At 53.5% G+C, this 22,245-nt stretch carries 21 protein-coding genes; 7 read left to right on the top strand and 14 right to left on the bottom strand.

The genetic code is table 11. The annotated features are described in order from the left end of the window. Positions 1-1,389, top strand: a complete 1,389-nt coding sequence (gene pntB / locus ACH0VJ_RS02315) for a Re/Si-specific NAD(P)(+) transhydrogenase subunit beta (RefSeq protein ID WP_000014056.1) — start codon at positions 1-3, stop codon at positions 1,387-1,389. 174 nt (positions 1,390-1,563) lie between these two features. On the opposite strand, the gene ACH0VJ_RS02310 is transcribed toward pntB, so the two are convergent. Continuing rightward, a complete protein-coding gene (locus ACH0VJ_RS02310; RefSeq protein WP_001118268.1) occupies positions 1,564-2,598 on the bottom strand; it encodes an AI-2E family transporter in 1,035 nt (344 codons plus the stop codon). Between the two features lie 417 nt (positions 2,599-3,015). On the opposite strand from ACH0VJ_RS02310, the gene mdtJ reads away from it, so the two are divergent. Together mdtJ and mdtI are read left to right on the top strand one after the other, a co-directional pair. Continuing rightward, positions 3,016-3,378 (top strand): multidrug/spermidine efflux SMR transporter subunit MdtJ, encoded by a 363-nt coding sequence (mdtJ, locus tag ACH0VJ_RS02305; protein WP_000500278.1) that lies wholly within the window; start codon positions 3,016-3,018, stop codon positions 3,376-3,378. After that, positions 3,365-3,694 (top strand): multidrug/spermidine efflux SMR transporter subunit MdtI, encoded by a 330-nt coding sequence (gene mdtI, locus ACH0VJ_RS02300; protein ID WP_001183821.1) that lies wholly within the window; start codon positions 3,365-3,367, stop codon positions 3,692-3,694. The genes mdtJ and mdtI overlap by 14 nt, the downstream gene beginning before the upstream one ends. A gap of 34 nt (positions 3,695-3,728) precedes the next feature. On the opposite strand, the gene ACH0VJ_RS02295 is transcribed toward mdtI, so the two are convergent. Both ACH0VJ_RS02295 and asr read right to left on the bottom strand, forming a co-directional pair. Further along, positions 3,729-4,550, bottom strand: coding sequence for a serine protease (locus ACH0VJ_RS02295; protein ID WP_000549641.1), 822 nt, complete (start codon positions 4,548-4,550; stop codon positions 3,729-3,731). 268 nt (positions 4,551-4,818) lie between these two features. Further along, on the bottom strand, positions 4,819-5,070 hold the full coding sequence (gene asr, locus ACH0VJ_RS02290) for an acid resistance repetitive basic protein Asr (RefSeq protein WP_000756315.1): 252 nt from the start codon (positions 5,068-5,070) through the stop codon (positions 4,819-4,821). Positions 5,071-5,305: 235 nt separating this feature from the next. On the opposite strand from asr, the gene ACH0VJ_RS02285 reads away from it, so the two are divergent. Next, positions 5,306-5,398 (top strand): KPN_01571 family protein, encoded by a 93-nt coding sequence (locus tag ACH0VJ_RS02285; RefSeq protein WP_001068154.1) that lies wholly within the window; start codon positions 5,306-5,308, stop codon positions 5,396-5,398. 66 nt (positions 5,399-5,464) lie between these two features. On the opposite strand, the gene ACH0VJ_RS02280 is transcribed toward ACH0VJ_RS02285, so the two are convergent. Next, positions 5,465-6,718 (bottom strand): MFS transporter, encoded by a 1,254-nt coding sequence (locus tag ACH0VJ_RS02280; RefSeq protein ID WP_000091796.1) that lies wholly within the window; start codon positions 6,716-6,718, stop codon positions 5,465-5,467. A gap of 119 nt (positions 6,719-6,837) precedes the next feature. Here ACH0VJ_RS02280 and ACH0VJ_RS02275 point away from each other — a divergent pair, with 119 nt between their 5' ends. The 3 genes from ACH0VJ_RS02275 to bioD all read left to right on the top strand — a co-directional run bounded on the left by ACH0VJ_RS02275 (position 6,838) and on the right by bioD (position 9,906). Next, positions 6,838-7,737 (top strand): LysR family transcriptional regulator, encoded by a 900-nt coding sequence (locus tag ACH0VJ_RS02275; protein ID WP_001019577.1) that lies wholly within the window; start codon positions 6,838-6,840, stop codon positions 7,735-7,737. A 127-nt stretch (positions 7,738-7,864) separates the two neighbouring features. Beyond that, positions 7,865-9,085: a sugar metabolism global transcriptional regulator Mlc gene (gene mlc, locus ACH0VJ_RS02270; protein WP_000225095.1), complete on the top strand. Its 1,221-nt coding sequence runs from the start codon at positions 7,865-7,867 to the stop codon at positions 9,083-9,085. Positions 9,086-9,210: 125 nt separating this feature from the next. Continuing rightward, complete coding sequence (bioD, locus tag ACH0VJ_RS02265) at positions 9,211-9,906, top strand: dethiobiotin synthase (RefSeq protein WP_000919206.1); 696 nt, start codon at positions 9,211-9,213, stop codon at positions 9,904-9,906. Here the strand turns inward: bioD and clcB are convergent. The 10 genes from clcB to ynfE form a co-directional block, all read right to left on the bottom strand. Then, complete coding sequence (clcB, locus tag ACH0VJ_RS02260; protein ID WP_000554918.1) at positions 9,862-11,151, bottom strand: voltage-gated ClC-type chloride channel ClcB; 1,290 nt, start codon at positions 11,149-11,151, stop codon at positions 9,862-9,864. The genes bioD and clcB overlap by 45 nt on opposite strands. Positions 11,152-11,286: 135 nt before the next feature. Continuing rightward, entirely contained in the window at positions 11,287-12,435 is a 1,149-nt protein-coding gene (osmV, locus tag ACH0VJ_RS02255; protein WP_000593088.1) for an osmoprotectant ABC transporter ATP-binding protein OsmV, read from the bottom strand. Continuing rightward, positions 12,435-13,082, bottom strand: a complete 648-nt coding sequence (gene osmW / locus ACH0VJ_RS02250) for an osmoprotectant ABC transporter permease OsmW (RefSeq protein ID WP_000379677.1) — start codon at positions 13,080-13,082, stop codon at positions 12,435-12,437. The genes osmV and osmW overlap by 1 nt, the downstream gene beginning before the upstream one ends. 9 nt (positions 13,083-13,091) lie before the next feature. Beyond that, the gene (osmX, locus tag ACH0VJ_RS02245) at positions 13,092-13,994 is read right to left on the bottom strand and encodes an osmoprotectant ABC transporter substrate-binding protein OsmX (protein ID WP_001211193.1); all 903 of its coding nucleotides are present in this window, start codon (positions 13,992-13,994) and stop codon (positions 13,092-13,094) included. A 28-nt stretch (positions 13,995-14,022) separates the two neighbouring features. Further along, positions 14,023-14,733 (bottom strand): osmoprotectant ABC transporter permease OsmY, encoded by a 711-nt coding sequence (gene osmY / locus ACH0VJ_RS02240; protein WP_000556891.1) that lies wholly within the window; start codon positions 14,731-14,733, stop codon positions 14,023-14,025. Between the two features lie 304 nt (positions 14,734-15,037). Further along, on the bottom strand, positions 15,038-15,652 hold the full coding sequence (gene dmsD, locus ACH0VJ_RS02235; protein ID WP_000206567.1) for a Tat proofreading chaperone DmsD: 615 nt from the start codon (positions 15,650-15,652) through the stop codon (positions 15,038-15,040). Positions 15,653-15,694: 42 nt separating this feature from the next. Then, positions 15,695-16,549 (bottom strand): dimethyl sulfoxide reductase anchor subunit family protein, encoded by an 855-nt coding sequence (locus ACH0VJ_RS02230; RefSeq protein WP_000534720.1) that lies wholly within the window; start codon positions 16,547-16,549, stop codon positions 15,695-15,697. 1 nt (position 16,550) lies between these two features. Further along, positions 16,551-17,168: a dimethylsulfoxide reductase iron-sulfur subunit DmsB gene (gene dmsB, locus ACH0VJ_RS02225; protein WP_000213068.1), complete on the bottom strand. Its 618-nt coding sequence runs from the start codon at positions 17,166-17,168 to the stop codon at positions 16,551-16,553. Positions 17,169-17,178: 10 nt separating this feature from the next. Beyond that, entirely contained in the window at positions 17,179-19,614 is a 2,436-nt protein-coding gene (gene ynfF / locus ACH0VJ_RS02220) for a selenate/tellurate reductase subunit YnfF (protein ID WP_000705274.1), read from the bottom strand. Between the two features lie 98 nt (positions 19,615-19,712). Beyond that, positions 19,713-22,151 carry a selenate/tellurate reductase subunit YnfE gene (gene ynfE / locus ACH0VJ_RS02215; protein ID WP_001117619.1) on the bottom strand — a complete coding sequence of 813 codons (2,439 nt, stop codon included), beginning with the start codon at positions 22,149-22,151 and terminating at the stop codon, positions 19,713-19,715. Positions 22,152-22,245 lie beyond the last annotated feature (94 nt).

The raw sequence follows: 22,245 nt of genomic DNA, 5'->3' as shown, positions 1-22,245 counted from the left end.
ATGTCTGGAGGATTAGTTACAGCTGCATACATTGTTGCCGCGATCCTGTTTATTTTCAGTCTTGCCGGGCTTTCAAAGCATGAAACGTCCCGCCAGGGGAATAACTTCGGTATTGCCGGGATGGCGATCGCGTTGCTGGCGACCATTTTCGGGCCGGATACCGGCAACGTGGCATGGATTCTGGTCGCCATGATTATTGGCGGCGCGATTGGCATCCGCATGGCGAAAAAAGTTGAGATGACCGAGATGCCGGAGCTGGTCGCGATTCTGCACAGTTTCGTGGGCCTGGCAGCGGTACTGGTTGGTTTTAACAGCTATCTGTACCATGACGCCAGTCTGGCGCCGGTGCTGGTGAATATCCATCTGACCGAAGTCTTCCTCGGTATCTTTATTGGCGCAGTCACTTTCACTGGATCGATCGTAGCGTTTGGTAAACTGCGCGGCAAAATCTCTTCTAAGCCGTTGATGTTGCCTAACCGTCACAAAATGAACCTGGCGGCGCTGGTTGTTTCTTTCCTGTTGCTGCTGGTTTTTGTTCGTACCGAAAGCGTGGGTCTACAGGTTCTGGCGCTGCTGCTGATGACCATTATCGCGCTGGCGTTTGGTTGGCATCTGGTCGCTTCTATCGGCGGGGCGGACATGCCGGTGGTTGTTTCAATGCTGAACTCCTATTCCGGTTGGGCTGCCGCGGCGGCTGGCTTCATGTTGAGCAACGATTTGCTGATTGTGACCGGCGCGCTGGTCGGTTCGTCAGGCGCGATCCTGTCTTACATTATGTGTAAAGCGATGAACCGCTCTTTCATCAGCGTTATTGCCGGTGGGTTCGGTACTGACGGCTCCTCAACAGGCGACGATCAGGAAGCTGGCGAACATCGCGAAATTACGGCGGAAGAGACCGCTGAGATGCTGAAAAACTCCCACTCCGTCATTATTACGCCGGGGTACGGGATGGCGGTGGCGCAGGCGCAGTATCCGGTGGCGGAAATCACCGAAAAACTGCGTGCACGCGGTATCAACGTGCGTTTCGGCATTCATCCGGTGGCGGGTCGCCTGCCGGGGCATATGAACGTGCTGTTGGCGGAGGCGAAAGTGCCTTATGACATCGTGCTGGAAATGGACGAGATCAATGATGATTTCGCCGATACCGATACCGTGCTGGTGATTGGCGCGAACGATACGGTGAACCCGGCGGCGCAAGACGATCCCCGCAGCCCGATCGCCGGTATGCCGGTTCTCGAAGTGTGGAAAGCACAGAATGTCGTGGTCTTTAAGCGTTCAATGAATACTGGTTATGCTGGTGTGCAGAACCCGCTGTTCTTTAAAGAGAATACGCAAATGCTGTTTGGCGATGCCAAAGCCAGCGTGGATGCAATTCTGAAAGCGCTTTAATCTTTTAAACGTGCGGCGGCCTCTTCGGAGGCCGTTTTTATACACTTCATCCTTTAAACCGCCTCTTTGTTGGCTGCGCTCAGAAACCCCGGTCACATCGTTATCTATGCTCCCGGGGATTTCTTCCCTTGCCGCCGCGAGGCATCTTGAATGATTTTGTGTATGTATTGCATTTTATCTTTTGTTTAAATCGCTAAGCAGAACAGCGATACTCTGCCCGCCGGTGGTCTGTTCGAGGGCGATTTTGACAATGATGGTTAACGGAACGGAGAGCAACATACCCACCGGACCTAATAGCCAGCCCCAGAAAATTAACGACAAAAATACCACTAAGGTTGAAAGGCCTAAACCACGTCCCATGATACGTGGCTCAAGGATATTGCCGAAGACCAGATTAATCAGCAGATAGCCTGCCAGCACCAGCAGCGCATCATAAAACCCGTTAAATACCAGCACCTGAATAATGGGCGGCAGGGCAGCGAGCACCGATCCAATATTAGGAATATAGTTCAGCGCGAAGGCCAGTAGACCCCAGACAAAGGCGAAGCGGACATCCAGTGCGGCCAGCATGCCCCATGCGACCAACCCCGTCACGATACTGATCGCTGTTTTTAACACCAGATAATGGGAAACGCTATCAAGCGCGCGTTGAATTGCCGCCATGCCCTCCACCGGACGGCTCATCATCTGCTGCAGTTTTTCAGGCAATTGTGGAACCTCCAGCAGCATAAATACCACGGTCAATAACAATAAAAAGATGGACGACATGGCATTGGACAGCTGGGTGAGCAGGTTCGTTACCAGAGTCATGGCGGCGTTTGGATCGATATATTTCGCCAGCTCATCAACCGACACGCCAATGCCTGCTCGCTGTAACCACGGTTCAATACGTTGCAACGGTATCACCAATGAGGAGCGATATTGCGGTAGGGTACGAGCCAGTTCATTTAATGATGTCCCCAAATAGGCCAGTAGCAGTACCATTAACATAACAATAATCACAATGAGCAATGATACTGCGATAACGCGCGGAATTCGGCATCGGGTCATCCGTTGCACAACGGGATTGAGAACGACTGCAATAAATAACGCCAAAATAAAGGGAACAATGATATCTGCGGCGAAGCGGATACCGCTCAGAATAACTACCAGCATTCCCAGCATAATGACGATTTTTAGACCATTGAGCGTGATGATCGGTTTTGCCATATCAGTCCCTGTTTTCTGATGCCGACTCGAATAATAATGTGATGTCGGTCGACCTGTTCTGGTTAAAATCAAACACTTCAGGTAAAGAAGTGAAAATATTTTGAGTTAATTCCTGGCTTATGATACAAATCAGGCGTGTTCAACTACCGAGGACAATTATCATCCGCGATGACGAGAAGCAACACTGCGGATAATTGTAATATTATGGACAATATGTTCAGCGCTTTTTTCTCCACGCAAACGCATCTTCACTCTACCTCCTTTTTCCTGCTTATCGGCGAGCAGCACTGGCGTAACGCACTTTAGTCTCTCACTTCTGCCTGAGCTGGCGCAACGCGCTGTGCTAACTGATTTTATTTTTTAGTTTGCTGCGTGCAGCAGACTCGAAAGAGTATATTCTCATGCAGGAGAAGTGTCATGTTTTACTGGATTTTATTAGCTCTGGCTATCGCGACTGAAATTACCGGCACGCTCTCAATGAAATGGGCTAGCGTGGGTAATGGCAATGCGGGTTTTATTTTAATGCTGGTGATGATCACGCTGTCATATATATTTCTTTCTTTTGCGGTAAAAAAGATTGCCCTGGGTGTAGCGTATGCCTTATGGGAAGGGATCGGCATTTTATTTATTACCATTTTTAGCGTGCTGCTATTTGATGAAGCATTATCAACCATGAAGATTGCCGGCTTGCTGACGCTGGTCGCCGGCATCGTATTGATCAAATCAGGGACGCGTAAACCCGGCAAACCGGTGAAGGAGGCGACTCGTGCAACAATTTGAATGGATACACGGCGCCTGGCTTGGGTTGGCAATAATGCTGGAAATCGCGGCTAACGTACTGTTGAAATTTTCGGACGGCTTTCGCCGTAAATGCTATGGCATCTTATCGCTTGCCGCTGTTCTGGCCGCCTTCAGCGCGCTTTCCCAGGCGGTAAAAGGGATAGACCTGTCGGTGGCGTATGCGTTATGGGGCGGTTTTGGTATTGCCGCCACGCTGGCGGCGGGCTGGGTGCTCTTCGGCCAGCGCTTAAATCCCAAAGGCTGGGTTGGCGTGATATTGCTGCTCGCCGGAATGGTCATGATCAAATTTGCCTGAGACGATCGCTGCCGGTCAGGCAGCGATTCGCGTATTAGTCCTGCGCCAGGGCTTTCAGCTTATCGCGAAAGCCGGTGACGGATATAGCGCGGTTATCGGCGCGCCAGCGATCTTTAGCCGCAGGGGCGGAGCTTTGTACGCCAATGAGCTGCCATCCGCTATCCGTGTGCAATAAGAGCGGCGAGCCGCTGTCGCCAGGTAACGTGTCGCACTGGTGTGAGAGTACGGCATTCTGCGCCCAGCCGGTCACGACGCAATCCTGATGGGAATAGAGCGCATCCAGATGATCTTCCGGATAACCGGACTGCGTGACTTTTCGGTCTGCGGCTTTCAACGCCGCAGTGAGCGCCGCTTTATCGCCGGTAAATAAAGGCACTGGCGTGATACCGGAAGGTGGGTAGCGCAATATTACCAGACCAAAATCCCAGCTTGCCGCGGCAGGCGGCACAATCCAGCCATCGCCATCCGCTTTCAGACGTCGGCCCAGCGACGGTTCAACGCGGCCTTCAATGCCGTGGATTTCATAGCGCCATACTCCTTTTCGCGCCACAAAACGCAGCGCAACCGCCTTGTCTGGTTTTCCTTTCGGTGGCGTTAGCAGGCAGTGACCTGCTGTCAGGGCGATATGCGGGGAGATAAGCGTTGCCGTACACAAATTACCGCTGGCGGTCTCTAGTTGCCCGATGGCATCCCACGGCGATTGGGTAGGATCGGCGACGGGCACCCGATCGTCATGGTTAAAAAAAAGCGTTTTAACGTCGCTGGCATCCGTGGCGTCTGTTTCAGCCCCCCCGGCTTTCGCCATAACCGGTAAAAAACACACTATGCCCAGTAATACAGCAATGGTTTTATGCATATCACACTCTGGTGGGTAATTATGATTATTAACAACAAACCCTCAGTACTACTATAGACGTGACGGTAAGAAAGTGGGAGTAAAATCAGATAACTACACTCAGGAAAGATAGAAATGCGTGGCAATAACGGCGCATAAAATAAGCACGATAAGAATGAGCTCAAAGCGGTAGCGAGACACTTTTTTGCCCTCCCGGAAGGCGGCGCTAAACCAGAACAATTTAGCGCCGTAAAAACGGGCGCGGGGGCGCGCCGCAGCATGTTACGACTTACGCAGCCGGCTGCGAAGTTGTTTTTGACGTAGATTTGGCTGGGGCTTTTTTGCCATCTTTTTTCTGGTGCTTTTTAGCCGCTTGCGCTTTTTGCTCAACGGTTTTTTTATGCTGTTTTTTGTGGTGCTGGGTGTTCTGGGTTGTTTTGGCAGGCGTTGCGGTTTTCGCAGGCGTTGCAGTCTCAGCCGCGAATGCTGCGGAAGAGAGACCCATTGCAGCGGCAACAACCAGAGCTAATACTTTTTTCATTTTGATACCCTCGATTTGGTTTTCATTCAACCCCACTGCGGGGCCGGTGAAATGACTATATCGCTGTTATCAAAAGGCTTCCGTGAGTGATTGGTTTCGGCATGTAACGCTATGTACAATCCCCCGGTAACGTGATGTCAGCCCCCACCATAATAGGTAGCTTTACGTTACCGGCCGTTATTTTTGGTCGCAGAGTCGGTAATATCCGCCCTCCAGAATAACAGGCACACCGTATATGAATCCGATAATCTGGGTGGTATTTACGCTTCTGGCGCTGGATGCAATCAGAGAAGTTATGGGCGTATCAAGCCTGACAGGTCTATGGTGAACAGTGAGTCGTGGCGTGAAACCAGCCCGGCGATAGCGCACGTTGCTATCGCCGGATTATTTCTTTTCAGGCGTGAAGACGATGATGTAACCGCGTCCCGACCAGGATGGCCAGCACCAGCATTAGCGCGATAAAACCACCTACGCCGTTCCAGCCGTAGCTATGCCAGAATACGCCGCCTAGCGTCCCGGCGATACTGGACCCCAGATAATAGCTGAAAAGATAAAGTGACGAGGCCTGTCCCTTCGCCCGGCGCGCACGCGGGCCAATCCAACTACTGGCCACGGAGTGCGCGGCGAAAAAGCCGGCGGAAAAAAGCAGCATCCCGGCAAAAATCAGCCAAAGCGAGGTAAAAAGCGTCAGTAAAAGCCCACCCAGCATTACTGCGGTAGAGAACAGCATCACCGGCCCCCGGCCATAGCGTGAGGTCATTGCGCCAGCTTTCGGCGAGCTCCATGTGCCGGTGAGATAGGCTACGGATAACAGTCCGACCACGGCCTGGCTTAATTCCCAGGGGGAGAGCATCAGGCGATAGCCAATGTAGTTAAACAGGGTGACGAACGCGCCCATCAGTAAAAAGCCTTCCGCGAACAGCAGAGGTAACCCCCGATCGCGCCAGTGGAGACGGAAATTAATAAATAGCGTTTTAGGCCGTAGCGACGTGGGACGGAAATGTTGCGAGGCGGGTAAAATCTTCCAGAACATCAGTGCTGACGCCAGCGCAAAGCATCCGATGGCCGCCAGCGCGATGCGCCAGTTAAAAAAGTCGGTCATGACGCCGCTTAATAAACGCCCGCTCATCCCGCCGATGGAATTACCGCTAATATAGAGCCCCATGGAGAAAGCGACAAAGCTGGGATGGATTTCTTCACTCAGGTAGGTCATTCCCACCGCGGCGACGCCGCTTAACGACAGACCGATCAGCGCACGCATAATCAGAATACCATGCCAGCTGGTCATCATGGTTGATAACAATGTGCAGCAGGAGGCTAATAACAAGGCGGTGACCATCACCGGTTTACGGCCTATCGCATCAGAAAGCGGGCCGGTAAAAAGTAAGCCGATAGCCAGCATGGCGGTAGAAATAGAAAGTGAAACGCTGCTGCTGGCGGGGGAGACGCCAAACTCCTGGGAAAGTACCGGTAGTATAGGCTGAACGCAATAAAGGAGCGCGAAAGTCGCCAGGCCCGCGGAAAAAAGGGCCAGCGTGACGCGCATGAAAGGCGCTGTACCGCGTTTAATAAATTGAACCGGCTGAGAATGGCGTTGTTCATCGATATCGCTCGCCGTGGCGTCATCGAGAATAGTTGTACGACTCACGTTAAATCCTTGCTTTACATCTCCGTCAACAGGAGACGGGTATAACCGACATGTAAAGCATAGAAAAAGCAAAATATTCTGTCTAATATATTAATTGTCTCAAATAAGACGTTAAAAATATGAATATCGAATTACGTCATTTACGTTACTTTGTGGCGGTAGCAGAAGAGCTGCATTTTGGTCGCGCCGCCGCGCGCCTCAATATCTCGCAGCCGCCGCTCAGTCAGCAGATACAAATTCTGGAGCAGCAGGTCGGCGCGCGATTACTGGCGCGGACCAACCGCAGCGTAGCGTTAACGGCCGCCGGGCGACAGTTTCTGGTGGACAGCCGACACATCCTGAGTCTGGTAAACGACGCCGCCGCTCGCGCCGAGCGGCTGCATCAGGGCGAAGCGGGTGAAATCCGTATTGGCTTTACGTCTTCAGCGCCTTTTATTCGGGCGGTATCGCATACCTTTTCGTTGTTCCGCCAGTCCTATCCGGGAGTGCATATGCAAACGCGTGAAATGAATACGCGTGAGCAAATCGCGCCGCTCAACGAAGGCGTACTGGATATTGGCTTGCTGCGGAATACGCCGCTGCCCGACACACTTAATCGCGAGGTGATTTTGCATGAGCCGCTTATGGCCATGATCCCGCGCGAACATCGGCTGGCGCAAAAGCCGGTCGTCAGTCTGACAGAACTGGCGGAAGAACCTTTCGTCTTTTTCGATCCGCATGTCGGGACGGGCCTCTACGACGATATTCTCGGCCTGATGCGGCGCTATAACCTGTCGCCGACCATCACGCAGGAGGTTGGCGAGGCAATGACCATTATCGGTCTGGTGGCGGCGGGACTGGGTGTCTCGATTCTGCCGGCATCCTTTAAGCGTGTACAGATGAGCGAGATGCGCTGGGTTCCCCTGGCAGAAGAGGACGCCGTATCTGAAATGTGGCTGGTATGGCCGAAGCATCATGAACAGAGTCATGCCGTACAGCGGTTTTGCCAACTGCTATTACTGGCTGCCCGACGGGATTAATTACGCTTAAAAAGGGTGAAAATGTGCAGTTAATCACACGGCTAAGCAAAAAGTTGACGGCGAGTATTGAAGTGTTTCACCATAGCACACAGATTATTTCGGAGCGCGAAAATAAAGGGAGTGAGCGGTGGTTGCTGATAGTCAGCCTGGGCATATCGATCAAATTAAGCAGACCAATGCTGGCGCAGTGTATCGCCTGATTGATCAGCTCGGACCGGTATCGCGAATTGACCTGTCTCGTCTGGCGCAGTTGGCGCCTGCCAGTATTACGAAAATTGTTCGCGAAATGCTGGAAGCGCATTTGGTTCAGGAACTTGAAATTAAAGAGGCGGGCAGTCGTGGACGTCCCGCCGTCGGGCTGATGGTGGAAACGGAGGCCTGGCACTATTTATCTATTCGTATTAGCCGTGGCGAAATTTTCCTTGCGCTGCGCGATCTTAGCAGCAAACTGGTGGTAGAAGAGTGTCTGCCGCTGCCGTTAACCGAAGCCACGCCGTTGCTTGAGCGAATTATTACGCACGTTGATCGGTTTTTTACCCGCCATCAGCAGAAACTGGAGCGTCTGACCTCCATTGCCATTACGTTACCGGGCATTATCGATACCGAAAACGGCGTTGTGCACCGGATGCCGTATTATGAAGACGTCAAAGAGATGCCTTTGGGAGATGCGCTGGAGCGGCACACCGGCGTACCGGTTTACATTCAGCATGATATTAGCGCCTGGACGATGGCAGAGGCGCTTTTTGGCGCTTCACGCGGCGCGCGCGACGTTATCCAGGTGGTGATTGATCATAATGTGGGGGCGGGCGTTATCACCGACGGTCATTTGCTTCATGCGGGCAGTAGCAGTCTGGTAGAGATTGGGCATACCCAGGTCGATCCTTATGGTAAGCGCTGTTATTGCGGTAATCATGGCTGTCTGGAGACCATCGCCAGCGTCGATAGCGTGCTGGAACTTACGCAGCTTCGGCTTAATCAGTCGATGAGTTCAATGTTGCACGGCCAGCCGTTAACGGTAGATTCACTGTGTCAGGCGGCGATGCAGGGAGATCTATTAGCAAAAGATATTATTAGCGGCGTTGGCACGCATGTCGGACGCATTCTGGCTATCATGGTGAATTTATTTAATCCGCAAAAAATTCTTATTGGTTCGCCGCTAAGTAAAGCGGCTGATATCCTTTTTCCGGCCATTGCTGACAGTATCCGTCAGCAGGCGCTGCCCGCCTACAGTAGGAATACGGTAGTGGAAAGCACGCAGTTTACCAACCAGGGCACGATGGCCGGGGCGGCGTTGGTAAAAGACGCGATGTATAACGGCTCTTTGTTGATTCGTCTATTACAGGGTTAACATTTTTTAACTGTTGTACAAAAATTTGCGCTAACTCAAGCTGATTGCCCTTGCCATATCTTAGACTTTCTCCACTGTATTATTTTCCTGGCTTATATTTTCGAAGCATAACGGTGGAGTTAGTGATGCTGAAGCGTTTCTTTATTACAGGTACAGACACTTCTGTTGGGAAGACGGTGGTTTCCCGCGCATTACTACAAGCGTTAGCGTCGGGTGGTAAGAGCGTTGCAGGGTATAAACCTGTCGCTAAAGGGAGCAAAGAGACTGCAGAAGGGATGCGCAACAAAGACGCGCTGGTATTGCAAAGCGTCTCTTCGCTGGAGTTGCCGTATGAGGCGATTAATCCGATCGCGTTAAGCGAAGAAGAAAGCAGCGTCGCGCATAGCTGTCCTATAAATTACACCTTGCTGTCCAACGGTCTGGCGAGCCTGAGCGATAAAGTGGACCACGTGGTTGTGGAGGGTACTGGCGGCTGGCGTAGTTTGATGAATGATTTACGTCCATTGTCCGAATGGGTGGTACAGGAACAGTTACCGGTATTGATGGTGGTAGGGATTCAGGAGGGGTGCATTAATCATGCGCTACTGACTGCGCAAGCTGTCGCTAACGATGGACTGCCATTAATTGGCTGGGTGGCGAATCGTATCAATCCTGGCCTGGCGCATTATGCTGAAATTATTGATGTGCTTGGGAAAAAACTGCCAGCGCCGCTGATTGGCGAGTTGCCGTACCTGCCGCGCGCCGAGCAGCGTGAGCTGGGGCAGTATATTCGTTTGTCAATGCTCGGCAGCGTGCTGGCGGTAGATAGAATCATGGCGTAACGTTCGCGAGAGCACTGACGCGACTACACAGGCAATCAGCAGACCGGGGAGTAACTGATACTCGCCGGTCATTTCACAAATCATCAGGGTGGACATTATCGGCGCATGGGTTGTCGCCGCCAGTAGCGTCGCCATACCCGCCAGCCCCAATAAAATTGCTATTTCATCCGAGCCTGGCAGCCAGAATCCCCATATCCGACCCAGAAACATTCCAATTGATAATCCGACAAATAATGTTGGCGTAAAGACGCCGCCCGGCGCGCCAGACCCGCTGCTGGCGAGCACCGCCAGGATTTTGCACACAAAAATTCCGCCAATCAGCGAGAATAGCGGCGGAGAGAGCAAAAATGATTGTACGACGCTATAGCCGTTTCCCCATACCGTGGGCGTGAGTAACGACAGTAATCCGACAATAAGCCCGCCCAGCGCCAGTTGCCAGGGCGGGGACAATTTTAAGCGTAAGAAACTATTATGGCTGGCCGTCATCAGCCACATCAGCAACGGACCGCACAGACCGGCGACCAGGCCGGTACTGACTATCATGACGTACTCCCGCGCGTGGAGATCAACGGTCAGATGTACGGTATAGAGTAGTGAATCGCTACCGTTTAATACATGGGTGGTTAGTAGGGCGACGACGGCGGAAACGACAACCGGGCCGAGGGAAGCCAGCATTAAGGTACCGAACAGGATTTCCGCGATAAACAGGCTGCCCGCCAGCGGCGCATGGTAAGCGCCCGCCATGCCCGCAGCGGCGCCGCTGGCGATCCATAATTTCCATTCCTCACGCGGCGTGAAGCGTCGGGCAAAGCTGGATGCCGCCAGCGAGGCGAGGAGGATCATTGCGCCTTCGCGACCAATTGCGCTGCCGCTGACCACGACCAGCAGCGAGGCCAGCGATTTCACCAGACTGGCGCCAACGTCAAATTGCCCGTCGGTTTGCAATGCTTCCATATAGTCAGTGGGCGCATGGGGGCGCTGTTGGTTCATTTTTTGCCACCCCCACAGCAACAGACCAGCGGCCAGGCCGCCAAGCGCCGGCGTAATCAGCCGTCGCCAGGGCGAAAGCCCCTCAGCCGCATTCACCAGACTGCCGGTGTCATTACTCAGGAAAATCCACTCCAGCAATTGCATCGCATGACGGAAGGCGGCGACAGCCAGCGCCGCGAGAATACCGATGAGCGTAGCGATCAGCAGGCGACGAAACATCGCGCGCAGATCCGGGTAAGCGTGTAAACGATGCATGAGCGGGTAAACAGGGAGTTTCAGGATAGCCTATTCTGCGGGGAAATGGCGTCAGACGCAAAAGCACTATGTGCGATATAATATTGCGTACAATAATGATATTGCCGGATAGCGAGAGGCCATCCGGCGGCAGCGTTAGCTGTTTTCGTGAATATTTAGCGCCCGACGCGTGCGGCCTGAGCTGAGATAATCGGCGATGTAATCCTGAGAGATTTCACCGTTATAGCGTCCGTCTTCATCAACGATCGGCATCCAGCTGGTATTACTTTCGTACAATCTGGACAGCACAATACGCAGATTATCTTCCGCTTTGCCCGTAATACGGAAAGGATGGGTGATATCGGCGCAGATTCCGCTGGCGTTCCGAGCCTCCCGGCGCTTCACAAATCCCAGTGGCTTACCGTCGTTGTCAATGACGGTAATGGCGCGAATATCGTGATCATCCATAATGCCGAACGCCTCGCTTAACGGCATGGAAGGCCGCGCGGTAATGGTTGGCTGTTGGTCGGTCACATCGCCCGCGGAGACCAGTAGCAAACGCTTTAACGTTCTGTCCTGACCGACAAACGACCCGACAAACTCGTTAGCCGGTTTGGCCAGCAGTTCATCAGGACTGGCGCACTGTACAATTCGCCCCTGACGGAACACGGCGATACGGTCGCCGAGTTTTAGCGCTTCGTCGATATCATGGCTGACCAGCATCACGGTCTTTTTTAGCTTACGCTGCATATCCAGAAACTGGTTCTGGATCACTTCGCGGTTAATGGGGTCCACCGCGCCGAAGGGCTCATCCATCAGCAGTACCGGCGGATCGGCGGCCAGAGCGCGGATCACGCCAATGCGCTGCTGCTGTCCCCCGGACATCTCCTTTGGATAGCGATGCAGAAATTTTCTGGCATCCAGCGCCACCATGTCCATCAACTCTTCGGCGCGTTGCTTGCAGCGCGCTTTGTCCCAACCCAACATGCGCGGCACAACGGTAATATTTTCTTCAATCGTCATATTAGGAAACAGGCCGATTTGTTGGATAACATACCCGATATTGCGGCGTAGCGTTACCGTATCCATATCGTTGGTATTCTCGCCGTTGATAAGAATATTACCGCTGCTGGGCGCGATCAGCCGGTTGATCATCTTTAACGTGGTGGTTTTGCCGCAGCCGGAGGGACCGAGTAAGACGCACATTTCGCCTTCCGGCACGTTCAGGTTGACGTTGTCGACGGCTTTTAGCGGCTGACCCTTTTTCTGTACAAATTGTTTGGTGAGATTTTCCAGTTTTATCATTATCGTATCCCCTTAGGTGTCAGTACGACTTGCAGACGATGCAACAGCCAGTCAAGCACAATCGCCAGTAGACAGATCATCAGCGCGCCGGCAATTAACATGCGAATATCGCTGCCGCTAATGCCGTTTAACAGTAGCAGCCCCAGACCGCCAGCGCCGATCACCGCGGCAATCGCCATCACGCCGATATTCATCACTACCGCGGTGCGGATACCCCCGAAAATAACCGGTAGGGCCATTGGGATTTCGACCCAGCGCAGCCGTTGCCAGAAAGTCATACCGATGCCGCGTCCCGCTTCACGCAGACCGGGCGGCAAACTATCAAGCGCAGTATGGGTATTCCGGACAATCGGCAGTAAAGAGTAGAGAAAAACGGCCGTCACAGCGGGCAGAACGCCAATACCATGCCCGATCAGCGAAAAGAGCGGAATCATTAACCCAAACAGCGCGATAGACGGAATGGTAAGAAGTAGCGTGGCGGCGCCCAATACCGGCGTTGCCAGCCATTTGTGGCGTACAATCAAAACGCCTAACGGTACGCCGATGATAATCGCCAGACCGACGGCCAGCGCGACCAGCCAGAGATGCTGAAAGGTAAGGCTGGCGAGATAGCCTGCGTTATCCAGCATATAATGTATCGTATCCATAGGCGCTCCTTACAGCAGACCTTTGTCCTGCAAAAATTGATGGGCTACCTGTTGCGGCGTGCGATGCTCGATATCGACCTGGGCGTTTAGGGTCGATATCACATCGTTATTGAGCAGGCCGGAAAGGGTGTTTAAGGCGTCATCAAGGCCAGGATTGGCTTCCAGCACCTCTTTACGCACCACGGGCGTGACAGCGTAACTTGGAAAGAAGCCTTTATCATCTTCCAGCACTTTCAGATCAAACCCTTTCACCCGTCCGTCGGTGGTATAGACCAGCCCGGCGTCAACCAGCCCATCCCGAACGGCGTTATAGACCAGCCCTGGGTCCATCTGTCGTATTTGCGGGCGATCGAGCTGCATCTGGTAGGCTTGCTGAAGGGGCTTCATCCCGTCGCTGCGCCCGGCAAATTCCAGATCGAGGCCGAGCATCCAGTTGTGGTCAGGATCGTTCTGCCGGACTTGTTCGATTTTTGCCACCATTTGCGAGATGGTGGTGATATTTTCCGACTCGGCGCGTTTGCGTTGCATCGCGAACGCGTAAGTATTGTTCATGTCAGCCGGTTTGAGCCATACCAGGCCCAGCTTCGCATCCAGGCGTTTTACCGTGTCGTAGGTTTCCTGTGGACTCATGCGCTTGTCGATACGGTTGAAAATAATCAGCGATGTACCGGTGTATTCCCAGGTAATATCAATTTGTTTATTCACCATCGCATTACGTGAAATCACCGCGGCGATATTGGTTTGCGGCTGAACCTGAAAGCCTTTCTTCTGCAAATACTGAACGGTCATTGCGGAAAGAATATGCTGCTCGGTAAAGCTTTTGGTGGCGAGAACCAGCGGCGCGGCCTGCGTCTGGCTACTGAACAACAGCGTTGCGGCAAGCCATCCCAACAGGTGTTTTTTGAATCTCATTTAACGCTCCTTATTGTTATTTATGCGTTCAGACGGTATGAGGGCTAAGGCGTCGCCCAAACCAGGCAAGCAGAGTGTCAAGAATCAGCGCGAATAACGCCGTGGCCGTTGCGCCGAGGATCAACGTCGGAAAATCGTTGAGATAAATTCCCGGGAAAATCAGCTCGCCGTAGCTGCTGGCGCCGATCAGAAAGGCCAGCGGCGCGGTGCCGACATTGATGGCGGTCGCGATGCGAATACCGGACAGCATCACTGGCCACGCATTAGGTAGCTCTACCTGACGAAGCCGCTGCCATTTTGTCATCCCAATCCCGTTCGCCGCTTCAATCAGTGAGGCGGGAACGGAACAGAGGCCCGCATAGGTATTGCGGACGATAGGCAGAAGAGAAGCCAGAAATAGCGCGACAATGGCGGGCGTATCGCCGATCCCGATAATCACCATCGCTAAGGCCAGGACGGCCAGCGGCGGCAAGGTATTACCAACATTAAAGATTTGCATGACATATTCAGCAAATCCTTTTGCCGCAGGACGGCTGAGTAAAATCCCACTCGGGATACCGACCAGTAAAGCAAAAAACATGGACGTAAAGACCAGCATCAAATGCCGTTGTCCAAGATACAGCAGATCGACCTGACGCGCTTTCAGCGTCTCCAGACCGATTCCCCAGATAAACAGCGCCAGTAACAGCAGAATGACGATAGTGAACCCAAGTACGCGTTTTAGGGTGTGGGTGTGCATTGCGGTGTGTCTCCCTGTTTGCATGTGTTATGGCGACGTTAAGAGTCGCGTGTTGTTATGCCATGTTCCGGCAGGGTGCTTTGAGCTATAGCAACAGGTCGGGAAGGATTCCAGCGGAGCGTGATGTTTAACACTGTTAAACATCTATTAACAATTATGTTTTGCCCTTATGCGGCTTAGCGTGAACATTCACGATAAAGAATTATCTTAAAAATAGAAGCGTAGTGTGACGTTGTCACTTTTTGTAGATAAAAATAGGCCACAATGGGAGAAAAGGCAGGTAAAATCCTGCCTTTTGTGGGGATTAACGGAATAACGGTTTTACAGCGACGGGAATAATGAGTTGAGCTTGCCATTGCGCCAGAGTCAGACGCGCCAGTTGCCCCAACGCCTGATAAAACGGATGCCCGGCATGATCGATAAATACGTCCAGAAAGCGGGACGACCACGGAAACAGATGCCAGGCCAGGAGTTGTTCGCATTCATGATGACGGCCATTCTCGGCAAGCCAGGCCGCCAGCAGCAACAGCGACCCAAAATGATCTTCTGGCTCGTTTTGCTGCATTTCAAACTGAATCCCGTTTTCGCGCATCCACTGACGTAGCGCCAGCGTAGAATCACCAAATAATACGCTCTCACGATCCAGCCAGACGGAACCCCACGGCGGAGACGGCAGAGCGTAAGGGCCGATAAACAGGCGCTGCCAGGCCTGTGGCAACGACTCTTCGCTGTGGGTCTTAAACATAGCCGCCACAGGCGCAAGCGCCTCGGCATCAAGCGGCCACTGCGCCTGCCAGTCGTCGGTTAATAGCGCCTGAACCAGAGGAGCGGTTTCGTGGCTTTCCGGCGAATAATAAAACAACGCGCCAAGAACACGCGCCGTTACTGCAAAATCATCACGTTGTAAAAAAGTGGTCATTCAAACAATCCCGAAAGGTGCGGGTCGCCCCGCACGCATAAATTAACCTGCGACGGCCATACCTACGGTCATATGCAGGCCATAAAAAAGTCCGCGGCCAATAATTTCGCCTGCCAGCACCAGCACGACACCGAGCAGCAAACCAACGGTATGCGGTTCGCGGCGACGGATTAGCGGACATAGCCAGCAGCCTAATCCGGCAGCAAGCAAGACAATGCGCCAGACCTGTAGCATACCGTAATCCGGTGCGAGATGGCTGGCCTGTTGCACGGAACTGTGAATGGTTGAGAGAGACAGTCCTTGTAGTACGATGACCGTCACGCACACCACCAATGCCAGGCCGCTAATACTGGCAAACGTCACGCTGCAAAATGGGACGCGCGCGATGCGTAGCAGTAACGCCGCAAACACCGGGCCGCACAGGAATGCCGTGAGGAAAAAGGCCAGCGTGGTGTAGCCATTATACCAGGTTGGCACGGTATCTATCTGATAAACGAGCGTCATTGCCCAGATGAATGCAACGCCGAGCGCCATACTGACCAGCAGCCACACTTTACCCAGCGCCGGGGGCATTTTACCGAGTACCGCCACCAGCCACCAGATGCCGCCTACGGCAAAGAACACCGATCCTGCGGCGATTTCATTACTCAGTGCGGAAGCGCCTACGCGGTTAAGCGAGTTAAACGCGCGCATCGGCGAGCCGAGATGCATAATCGACGCGAGGAATCCCAGTCCCATCACCAGCCACAGAAAAAACATGCTGCGCACGATGCGTTGTTTTGCCACATCGTCTTTCGTGGTTAACCAGCCATATCCACTCACGATCAGCGCCCCGGCCACACATTGACCCAGCACCGTAAACAGGACCAGCGGCCATTCATGCCATCCACTTCCCATCTTATACCTCCTTCGGATTGGCCAGATAACCGGTAATGTCCCCGGTCGGGCGGCTGTTGGCGTTGGGTTTAATCACAATATTCGGCTTCGTGAAATGCGCGCGCGGCAACGGCGCGACGGCAGCCAGCTCTCCGTGTTTTTTACGCAGTTCGTCTATCGGGCCAAAGTCCAGCGCCCGCAGCGGACAGGATTCGACGCAGATCGGTTTCTTGCCTTCCGCCACCCGGTCATAACAGCCGTCGCACTTGGTCATATGACCTTTGGCGGCGTTGTACTGCGGCGCGCCGTACGGGCAGGCCATGTGGCAGTAGCGGCAGCCGATACAGACCTCTTCGTTCACCACCACAAAACCGTCATCGCGCTTGTGCATCGCGCCGCTCGGGCAGACTTTGGTACAGGCCGGGTCTTCGCAGTGGTTGCATGAAATGGAGAGATAATAGGCAAAGACGTTCTGGTGCCAGACGCCGTTATCTTCCTGCCAGTCGCCGCCCGCGTATTCATATATCCGCCGGAAACTGACGTCGGGAGTGAGATCTTTGTAGTCCTTGCAGGCCAGTTCGCAGGTTTTGCAACCGGTGCAACGACTGGAATCAATAAAAAATCCATACTGGGTTGTCATCGGTTACTCCTTACGCCTTTTCAACCTGAACAAGATTACTGTGTGACGGATTACCTTTCGCCAGTGGGGAAGGCCGGTGCGACGTCAGAATGTTAATGGAGCCGCCGCGATCGACTTTGTCGCCAAACATGTCGGCATTTAACCAGGCGCCCTGGCCGATAGCGGTGACGCCAGGCAATATGCGCGGCGTGACTTTTGCCGGAATGAGCATCTCTCCGTTCTGGTTAAAGACCCGCACGGTGTCGCCGTGCTGAATGCCGCGCGCTTGCGCATCAATCGGGTTGATCCAGATCTCCTGCGGACATGCCTGTTGCAGGACGTCGATATTGCCGTAGCTGGAGTGGGTACGCGCTTTATAGTGGAAGCCGGTTAGCTGTAGCGGGTAGCGCTGACGAAGCGGATCGTTCCAACCGTCAAAGCCTGGCGTATAGGCGGGTAAAGGATGGATAATCTCATCTTTCTTCAGCTCCCACGTGTCGGCGAGGGTTGCCAGACGCTCGGAATAGATTTCGATTTTACCGGACGGCGTTTTCAGTGGGTTGGCGGCAGGGTCTTCGCGGAAGGCGCGGAAAGCGACGTAGTGCTCCTCCGGGCATTTTTTCTTGAAAATCCCTGTCTGTTTCATCTCTTCGTAATCCGGCATTTCCGGGTTGCGCGCTTTGGTTTTTGCGTGTAGGTATTTGACCCACTCATGCTGCGTGCGGCCCTCTGTGAAGGTCTGGTATACGTCCGGACCAAGCCGTTTAGCCACTTCACTGAGCGTCCAGTAAATGGGCTTTCTTTCAAATTTCGGCGAGGTGGCGGGCTGACCAAGAATGACATAGCCCATATTGCCTGCGGATTCGTGGGAAATCAGATCTTCCTGCTCGGTCGGCATTAAATCAGGCAGCAGAATGTCGCAATATTTTGCCGACGCGGTCATAAAGTGCTCGATGCCGACGATCATTTCACATTTACTGTCGTCCTGAAGCACCTCGTGGGTGTGGGCGATATCGCCATGCTGATTGATCAGCGTATTACTGGCGTAGCACCACAAAAATTTGATCGGCACGTCGAGCTTGTCTTTTCCCCGCACGCCGTCGCGTGTGGCGGTCATTTCCGCGCCATGATCGATAGCGTCGGTCCAGGTAAAGACCGAAATCTGGGTTTTTACCGGGTTCTCCAGCATAGAAAACCATTCGACGCCCAGATCCCAGGTGCCTTCGCGCACGCCGGAATTACCGCCATTTATGCCGACGTTACCGGTGAGTACAGACAGCATGGCGATTGCGCGTGCGGTCTGCTCCCCGTTAGAGTGGCGTTGCGGTCCCCAGCCCTGGCAAATGTAAGCCGGTTTCGCCGAGCCGATTTCCCGCGCCAGTTGAATGATTTTTTCCGCCGGAATACTGGTAATCTGCGCGGCCCATTGCGGCGTTTTAGCAATACCGTCGTCGCCCTGACCCAAAATATAGGCTTTATAGTGCGCGTTACGCGGGGCCGAGGCGGGCAGAGTGGTTTCGTCGTAGCCGATGCAGTATTTATCCAGAAACGGTTTATCAATAAGATCTTCGGTAATCAGCACCCAGGCGATTGCCGCCGCCAGCGCGCCATCGGTACCCGGGCGAATCGGCAGCCACTCGTCTTCGCGGCCGGCGGCAGTGTCGTTATAACGCGGGTCAATGACGATCATCCGGGCGTTGGAGCGTTCGCGCGCCTGTTCGACATAGTATGTCACGCCGCCGCCGCTCATACGTGTTTCCGCGGGGTTATTGCCAAACATCACCACCAGTTTTGTATTGGCGATATCATCCGGACTATTGCCGTCGTTGCCGCCGAACATATAGCTCATGGCCGCGCTGATTTGGGCGGTGCTGTAGCTACCGTAACGGCTGAGATAGCCGCCGCAGGCGTTCATCAGGCGATACGGTACGTTAGAATTGGTAATATTGCCGCCGTCCACGCCGGTACCGTAAAGGACATGTACCGCTTCGTTGCCGTAATCCTTGAGGATACGTTTCAGGTTATCGCCGATGGTATCCAACGCTTCATCCCAACTGATACGTTCGAATTTGCCTTCTCCTCGTTTACCAACGCGTTTCATCGGATATTTCAGGCGATCGGGATGATTCATCCGGCGACGAATAGAACGACCGCGCAGGCAGGCGCGTACCTGATGGTTGCCATATTCATCGTTGCCCGTGGTATCTGATTCAACCCAATATACGGTGTCATCTTTTACGTGCAGGCGCAGCAGGCAGCGGCTGCCGCAGTTAACGGTACATGAACTCCAGACCGCTTTTTCTGCCACATTGCCGGATGCGAGGTCTGCTGCGGCGTGTGCGATGCGGGAGAACGGAAGGGTGAAAGCGCTACTGGCAAGCGCAAGGCTACCGATAGCGGAGGTTTTCACCAGGCTTCGTCGGCTGATACTGGCCGCCATTAATGCCTCAGGGTTGGTGATTTTCATAACAGCTCACTATGCTCATCCAAAAAAGAGTTTTAAATGTCGTTGTGTTCGCAAAACGGGGAGCGCCGGGCGCGTAAAAACGTCCCGGAGCAGGCGGCTTAGATTTTTTCGATTTCCACCAGATTTGTATGTTGAGGATTCCCTTTTGCCAGGGGGGAAGGACGCAGCGTCGTGAGCGTATTGATGCAGGCGCCATGGTCGATTTTATCGCCAGCCATATCCGCATTATGCCATGCGCCCTGACCCATCGCGCTGACGCCCGGCAGAATACGCGGCGTGACTTTGGCGGGTAGACGCACCTCTCCACGATCGTTAAAGACGCGAACCTTATCGCCATTCGCGATACCGCGTTTTTGCGCATCAAGCGGATTTATCCACACCTCCTGGCGACAGGCGGCCTGCAGAACATCAATATTGCCGTAGCTTGAATGGGTACGGGATTTATAGTGAAAGCCAAACAGCTGTAGCGGGAAGGTGCTCCGCTTCGGATCGTCCCATCCTTCAAAAGTAGGGGTATAAATCGGCAGTGGGCTTATCACGTCGCCTTCCGCCAGCTCCCAGGTACTGGCGATGTGAGCGAGTTGGCTCGAGTAGATTTCGATTTTACCGGACGGCGTTTTTAACGGATTGGCCTGCGGATCTTCACGAAATTTTTTATAGGCGACAAAGTGGCCGTTGGGATCTTTGCGTTTATAGATGCCCATTTTTTTCAGATCGTCATACGCGGGCAATGCCGGATCTCTTGCCTGCATTTTGGCGTACAGATATTGCAGCCATTGCGCCTGGGTACGGCCTTCGGTAAACCGCTGATACACATCGTCGCCGAGGCGTCTGGCGATTTCGCTGAGTACCCAGTGGATGGGCTTGCGCTCGAACTTAGGCGTCGTCGCCGGTTGGATAAAAATCAGATATCCCATATTGCCGGCGTAATCATTGGGGATGATATCCTCCTGTTCGACGGTCATGAGATCCGGCAGTAAAATATCAGCGTACTTCGCGGAAGAGGTCATAAAGTTGTCGATGACCACAATCATTTCGCATTTCGCTTCATCCTGAAGAATTTCATGGGTTTTATTAATATCCGAATGCTGATTAATCAGGGTGTTGCCAGCGTAGTTCCATAGAAATTTGATCGGGACATCCAGCTTATCTTTGCCGCGTACGCCGTCGCGCAGGGCGGTCATTTCCGGGCCGCGCGCAATGGCGTCCGTCCAGCTAAAGCAGGAGATGGCGGTTTTAACGGGATTCTCCAGGACCGGCAGACGTTCAATGGTAATGGTGTAAGTGGATTCGCGTGCGCCGCTATTACCGCCATGAATGCCGACGTTGCCGGTCAGAATCGGTAACATGGCGATGGCGCGAGCGGTTTGTTCGCCGTTCGCCTGACGCTGTGGGCCCCAACCCTGACAGATGTAGGCCGGCTTGACGCTGCCTATCTCGCGCGCCAGTTTGATAATCCGATCGGCGGGGATGCCGGTAATGTGTGATGCCCACTGCGGCGTTTTGGCGATACCGTCCTCGCCCTGGCCCAAAATATAAGCCTTATAATGGCCATTGGGGGGCGCGTCAGCCGGAAGGGTCTTTTCATCGTAGCCGATGCAATAGTTGTCGAGAAAAGGCTGGTCAACGAGATTTTCGTTAATTAATACCCAGGCAATTCCCGCCACCAGCGCGGCGTCGGTGCCGGGGCGAATCGGTATCCACTCGTCTTCACGTCCGGCAGCGGTATCGGTATAGCGCGGATCTATCACGATCATGCGCGCATTTGAGCGTTCACGCGCTTGCTCCAGAAACCAGGTAATGCCGCCGCCGCTCATGCGTGTTTCAGCCGGATTATTGCCGAACATGACCACCAGTTTACTGTTTTCGATATCAGACGTGCTGTTGCCGTCGTTGGAGCCATAGGTGTAGGGCATGGCGCAAGAAATTTGCGCGGTACTGTATGAGCCGTATTGATTCAACGAACCGCCGTAGCAGTTCATCAAACGCTTCACCGGCGAGGCGGCAGGCGACGAGCGGGTTATGTTGCCGCCTACGATGCCGGATGAATAGTGGATATAAACGGCTTCATTGCCGTAGGTCTCTACGGTCTTTTTCAGGCTGGCGCTAATGGTGTCCAGTGCTTCCTGCCAGCTAATGCGTTCAAATTTGCCTTCGCCGCGGCGGCCAACGCGTTTCATGGGATAGTTAAGGCGATCCGGATGGTTAATGCGCCGACGGATTGAACGGCCCCGCAGACAGGCGCGAACCTGATGATTGCCGTAGACATCGTCGCCAGTGTTATCAGTTTCAACCCACCAGACTTCATTATCTTTTACATGCAGACGCAGGGCGCAGCGACTGCCGCAGTTGACCGAACAGGCGCCCCAGACGATTTTATCTTCTTCGTTGCGCATGGCCTGCTGCACCGCCGCGGTCGCGGTACGCATCCCAAACGGTAAAGATACGCCTCCGGCAGCCAGCGCCAGTGAGCCAAGCGCCGCTGATTTCACTAACGTCCTGCGGCTAACGCCTGTTTGTTGCTTTTCTCCGGGCATCACTCACTCCATTGTCGTTATTATTTCGCTATATATTGATAACTATAACGAAATTATTAACATGCTAATGATGTAATGAGTTTACCCCTTTGGG

The organism is Salmonella sp. 2020_1459, from assembly GCF_043847915.1.
GTDB classification, from domain to species: Bacteria; Pseudomonadota; Gammaproteobacteria; order Enterobacterales; family Enterobacteriaceae; genus Salmonella; species Salmonella enterica.
The sequence above is the reverse complement of the archived record's forward strand: the minus strand, read 5'-3'. Positions and strand labels throughout refer to the sequence as shown.

Excerpts from the sequence above, each read along its gene's own strand:
- pntB (WP_000014056.1), top strand. The coding sequence starts at position 1 with ATGTCTGGAGGATTAGTTACAGCTGCATACATTGTTGCCGCGATCCTG.
- ACH0VJ_RS02310 (WP_001118268.1), bottom strand. The coding sequence starts at position 2,598 with ATGGCAAAACCGATCATCACGCTCAATGGTCTAAAAATCGTCATTATG.
- mdtJ (WP_000500278.1), top strand. The coding sequence starts at position 3,016 with ATGTTTTACTGGATTTTATTAGCTCTGGCTATCGCGACTGAAATTACC.
- ACH0VJ_RS02295 (WP_000549641.1), bottom strand. The coding sequence starts at position 4,550 with ATGCATAAAACCATTGCTGTATTACTGGGCATAGTGTGTTTTTTACCG.
- asr (WP_000756315.1), bottom strand. The coding sequence starts at position 5,070 with ATGAAAAAAGTATTAGCTCTGGTTGTTGCCGCTGCAATGGGTCTCTCT.
- ACH0VJ_RS02285 (WP_001068154.1), top strand. The coding sequence starts at position 5,306 with ATGAATCCGATAATCTGGGTGGTATTTACGCTTCTGGCGCTGGATGCA.
- ACH0VJ_RS02275 (WP_001019577.1), top strand. The coding sequence starts at position 6,838 with ATGAATATCGAATTACGTCATTTACGTTACTTTGTGGCGGTAGCAGAA.
- bioD (WP_000919206.1), top strand. The coding sequence starts at position 9,211 with ATGCTGAAGCGTTTCTTTATTACAGGTACAGACACTTCTGTTGGGAAG.
- clcB (WP_000554918.1), bottom strand. The coding sequence starts at position 11,151 with ATGCATCGTTTACACGCTTACCCGGATCTGCGCGCGATGTTTCGTCGC.
- osmV (WP_000593088.1), bottom strand. The coding sequence starts at position 12,435 with ATGATAAAACTGGAAAATCTCACCAAACAATTTGTACAGAAAAAGGGT.
- osmW (WP_000379677.1), bottom strand. The coding sequence starts at position 13,082 with ATGGATACGATACATTATATGCTGGATAACGCAGGCTATCTCGCCAGC.
- osmX (WP_001211193.1), bottom strand. The coding sequence starts at position 13,994 with ATGAGATTCAAAAAACACCTGTTGGGATGGCTTGCCGCAACGCTGTTG.
- osmY (WP_000556891.1), bottom strand. The coding sequence starts at position 14,733 with ATGCACACCCACACCCTAAAACGCGTACTTGGGTTCACTATCGTCATT.
- dmsD (WP_000206567.1), bottom strand. The coding sequence starts at position 15,652 with ATGACCACTTTTTTACAACGTGATGATTTTGCAGTAACGGCGCGTGTT.
- ACH0VJ_RS02230 (WP_000534720.1), bottom strand. The coding sequence starts at position 16,549 with ATGGGAAGTGGATGGCATGAATGGCCGCTGGTCCTGTTTACGGTGCTG.
- dmsB (WP_000213068.1), bottom strand. The coding sequence starts at position 17,168 with ATGACAACCCAGTATGGATTTTTTATTGATTCCAGTCGTTGCACCGGT.
- ynfF (WP_000705274.1), bottom strand. The coding sequence starts at position 19,614 with ATGAAAATCACCAACCCTGAGGCATTAATGGCGGCCAGTATCAGCCGA.
- ynfE (WP_001117619.1), bottom strand. The coding sequence starts at position 22,151 with ATGCCCGGAGAAAAGCAACAAACAGGCGTTAGCCGCAGGACGTTAGTG.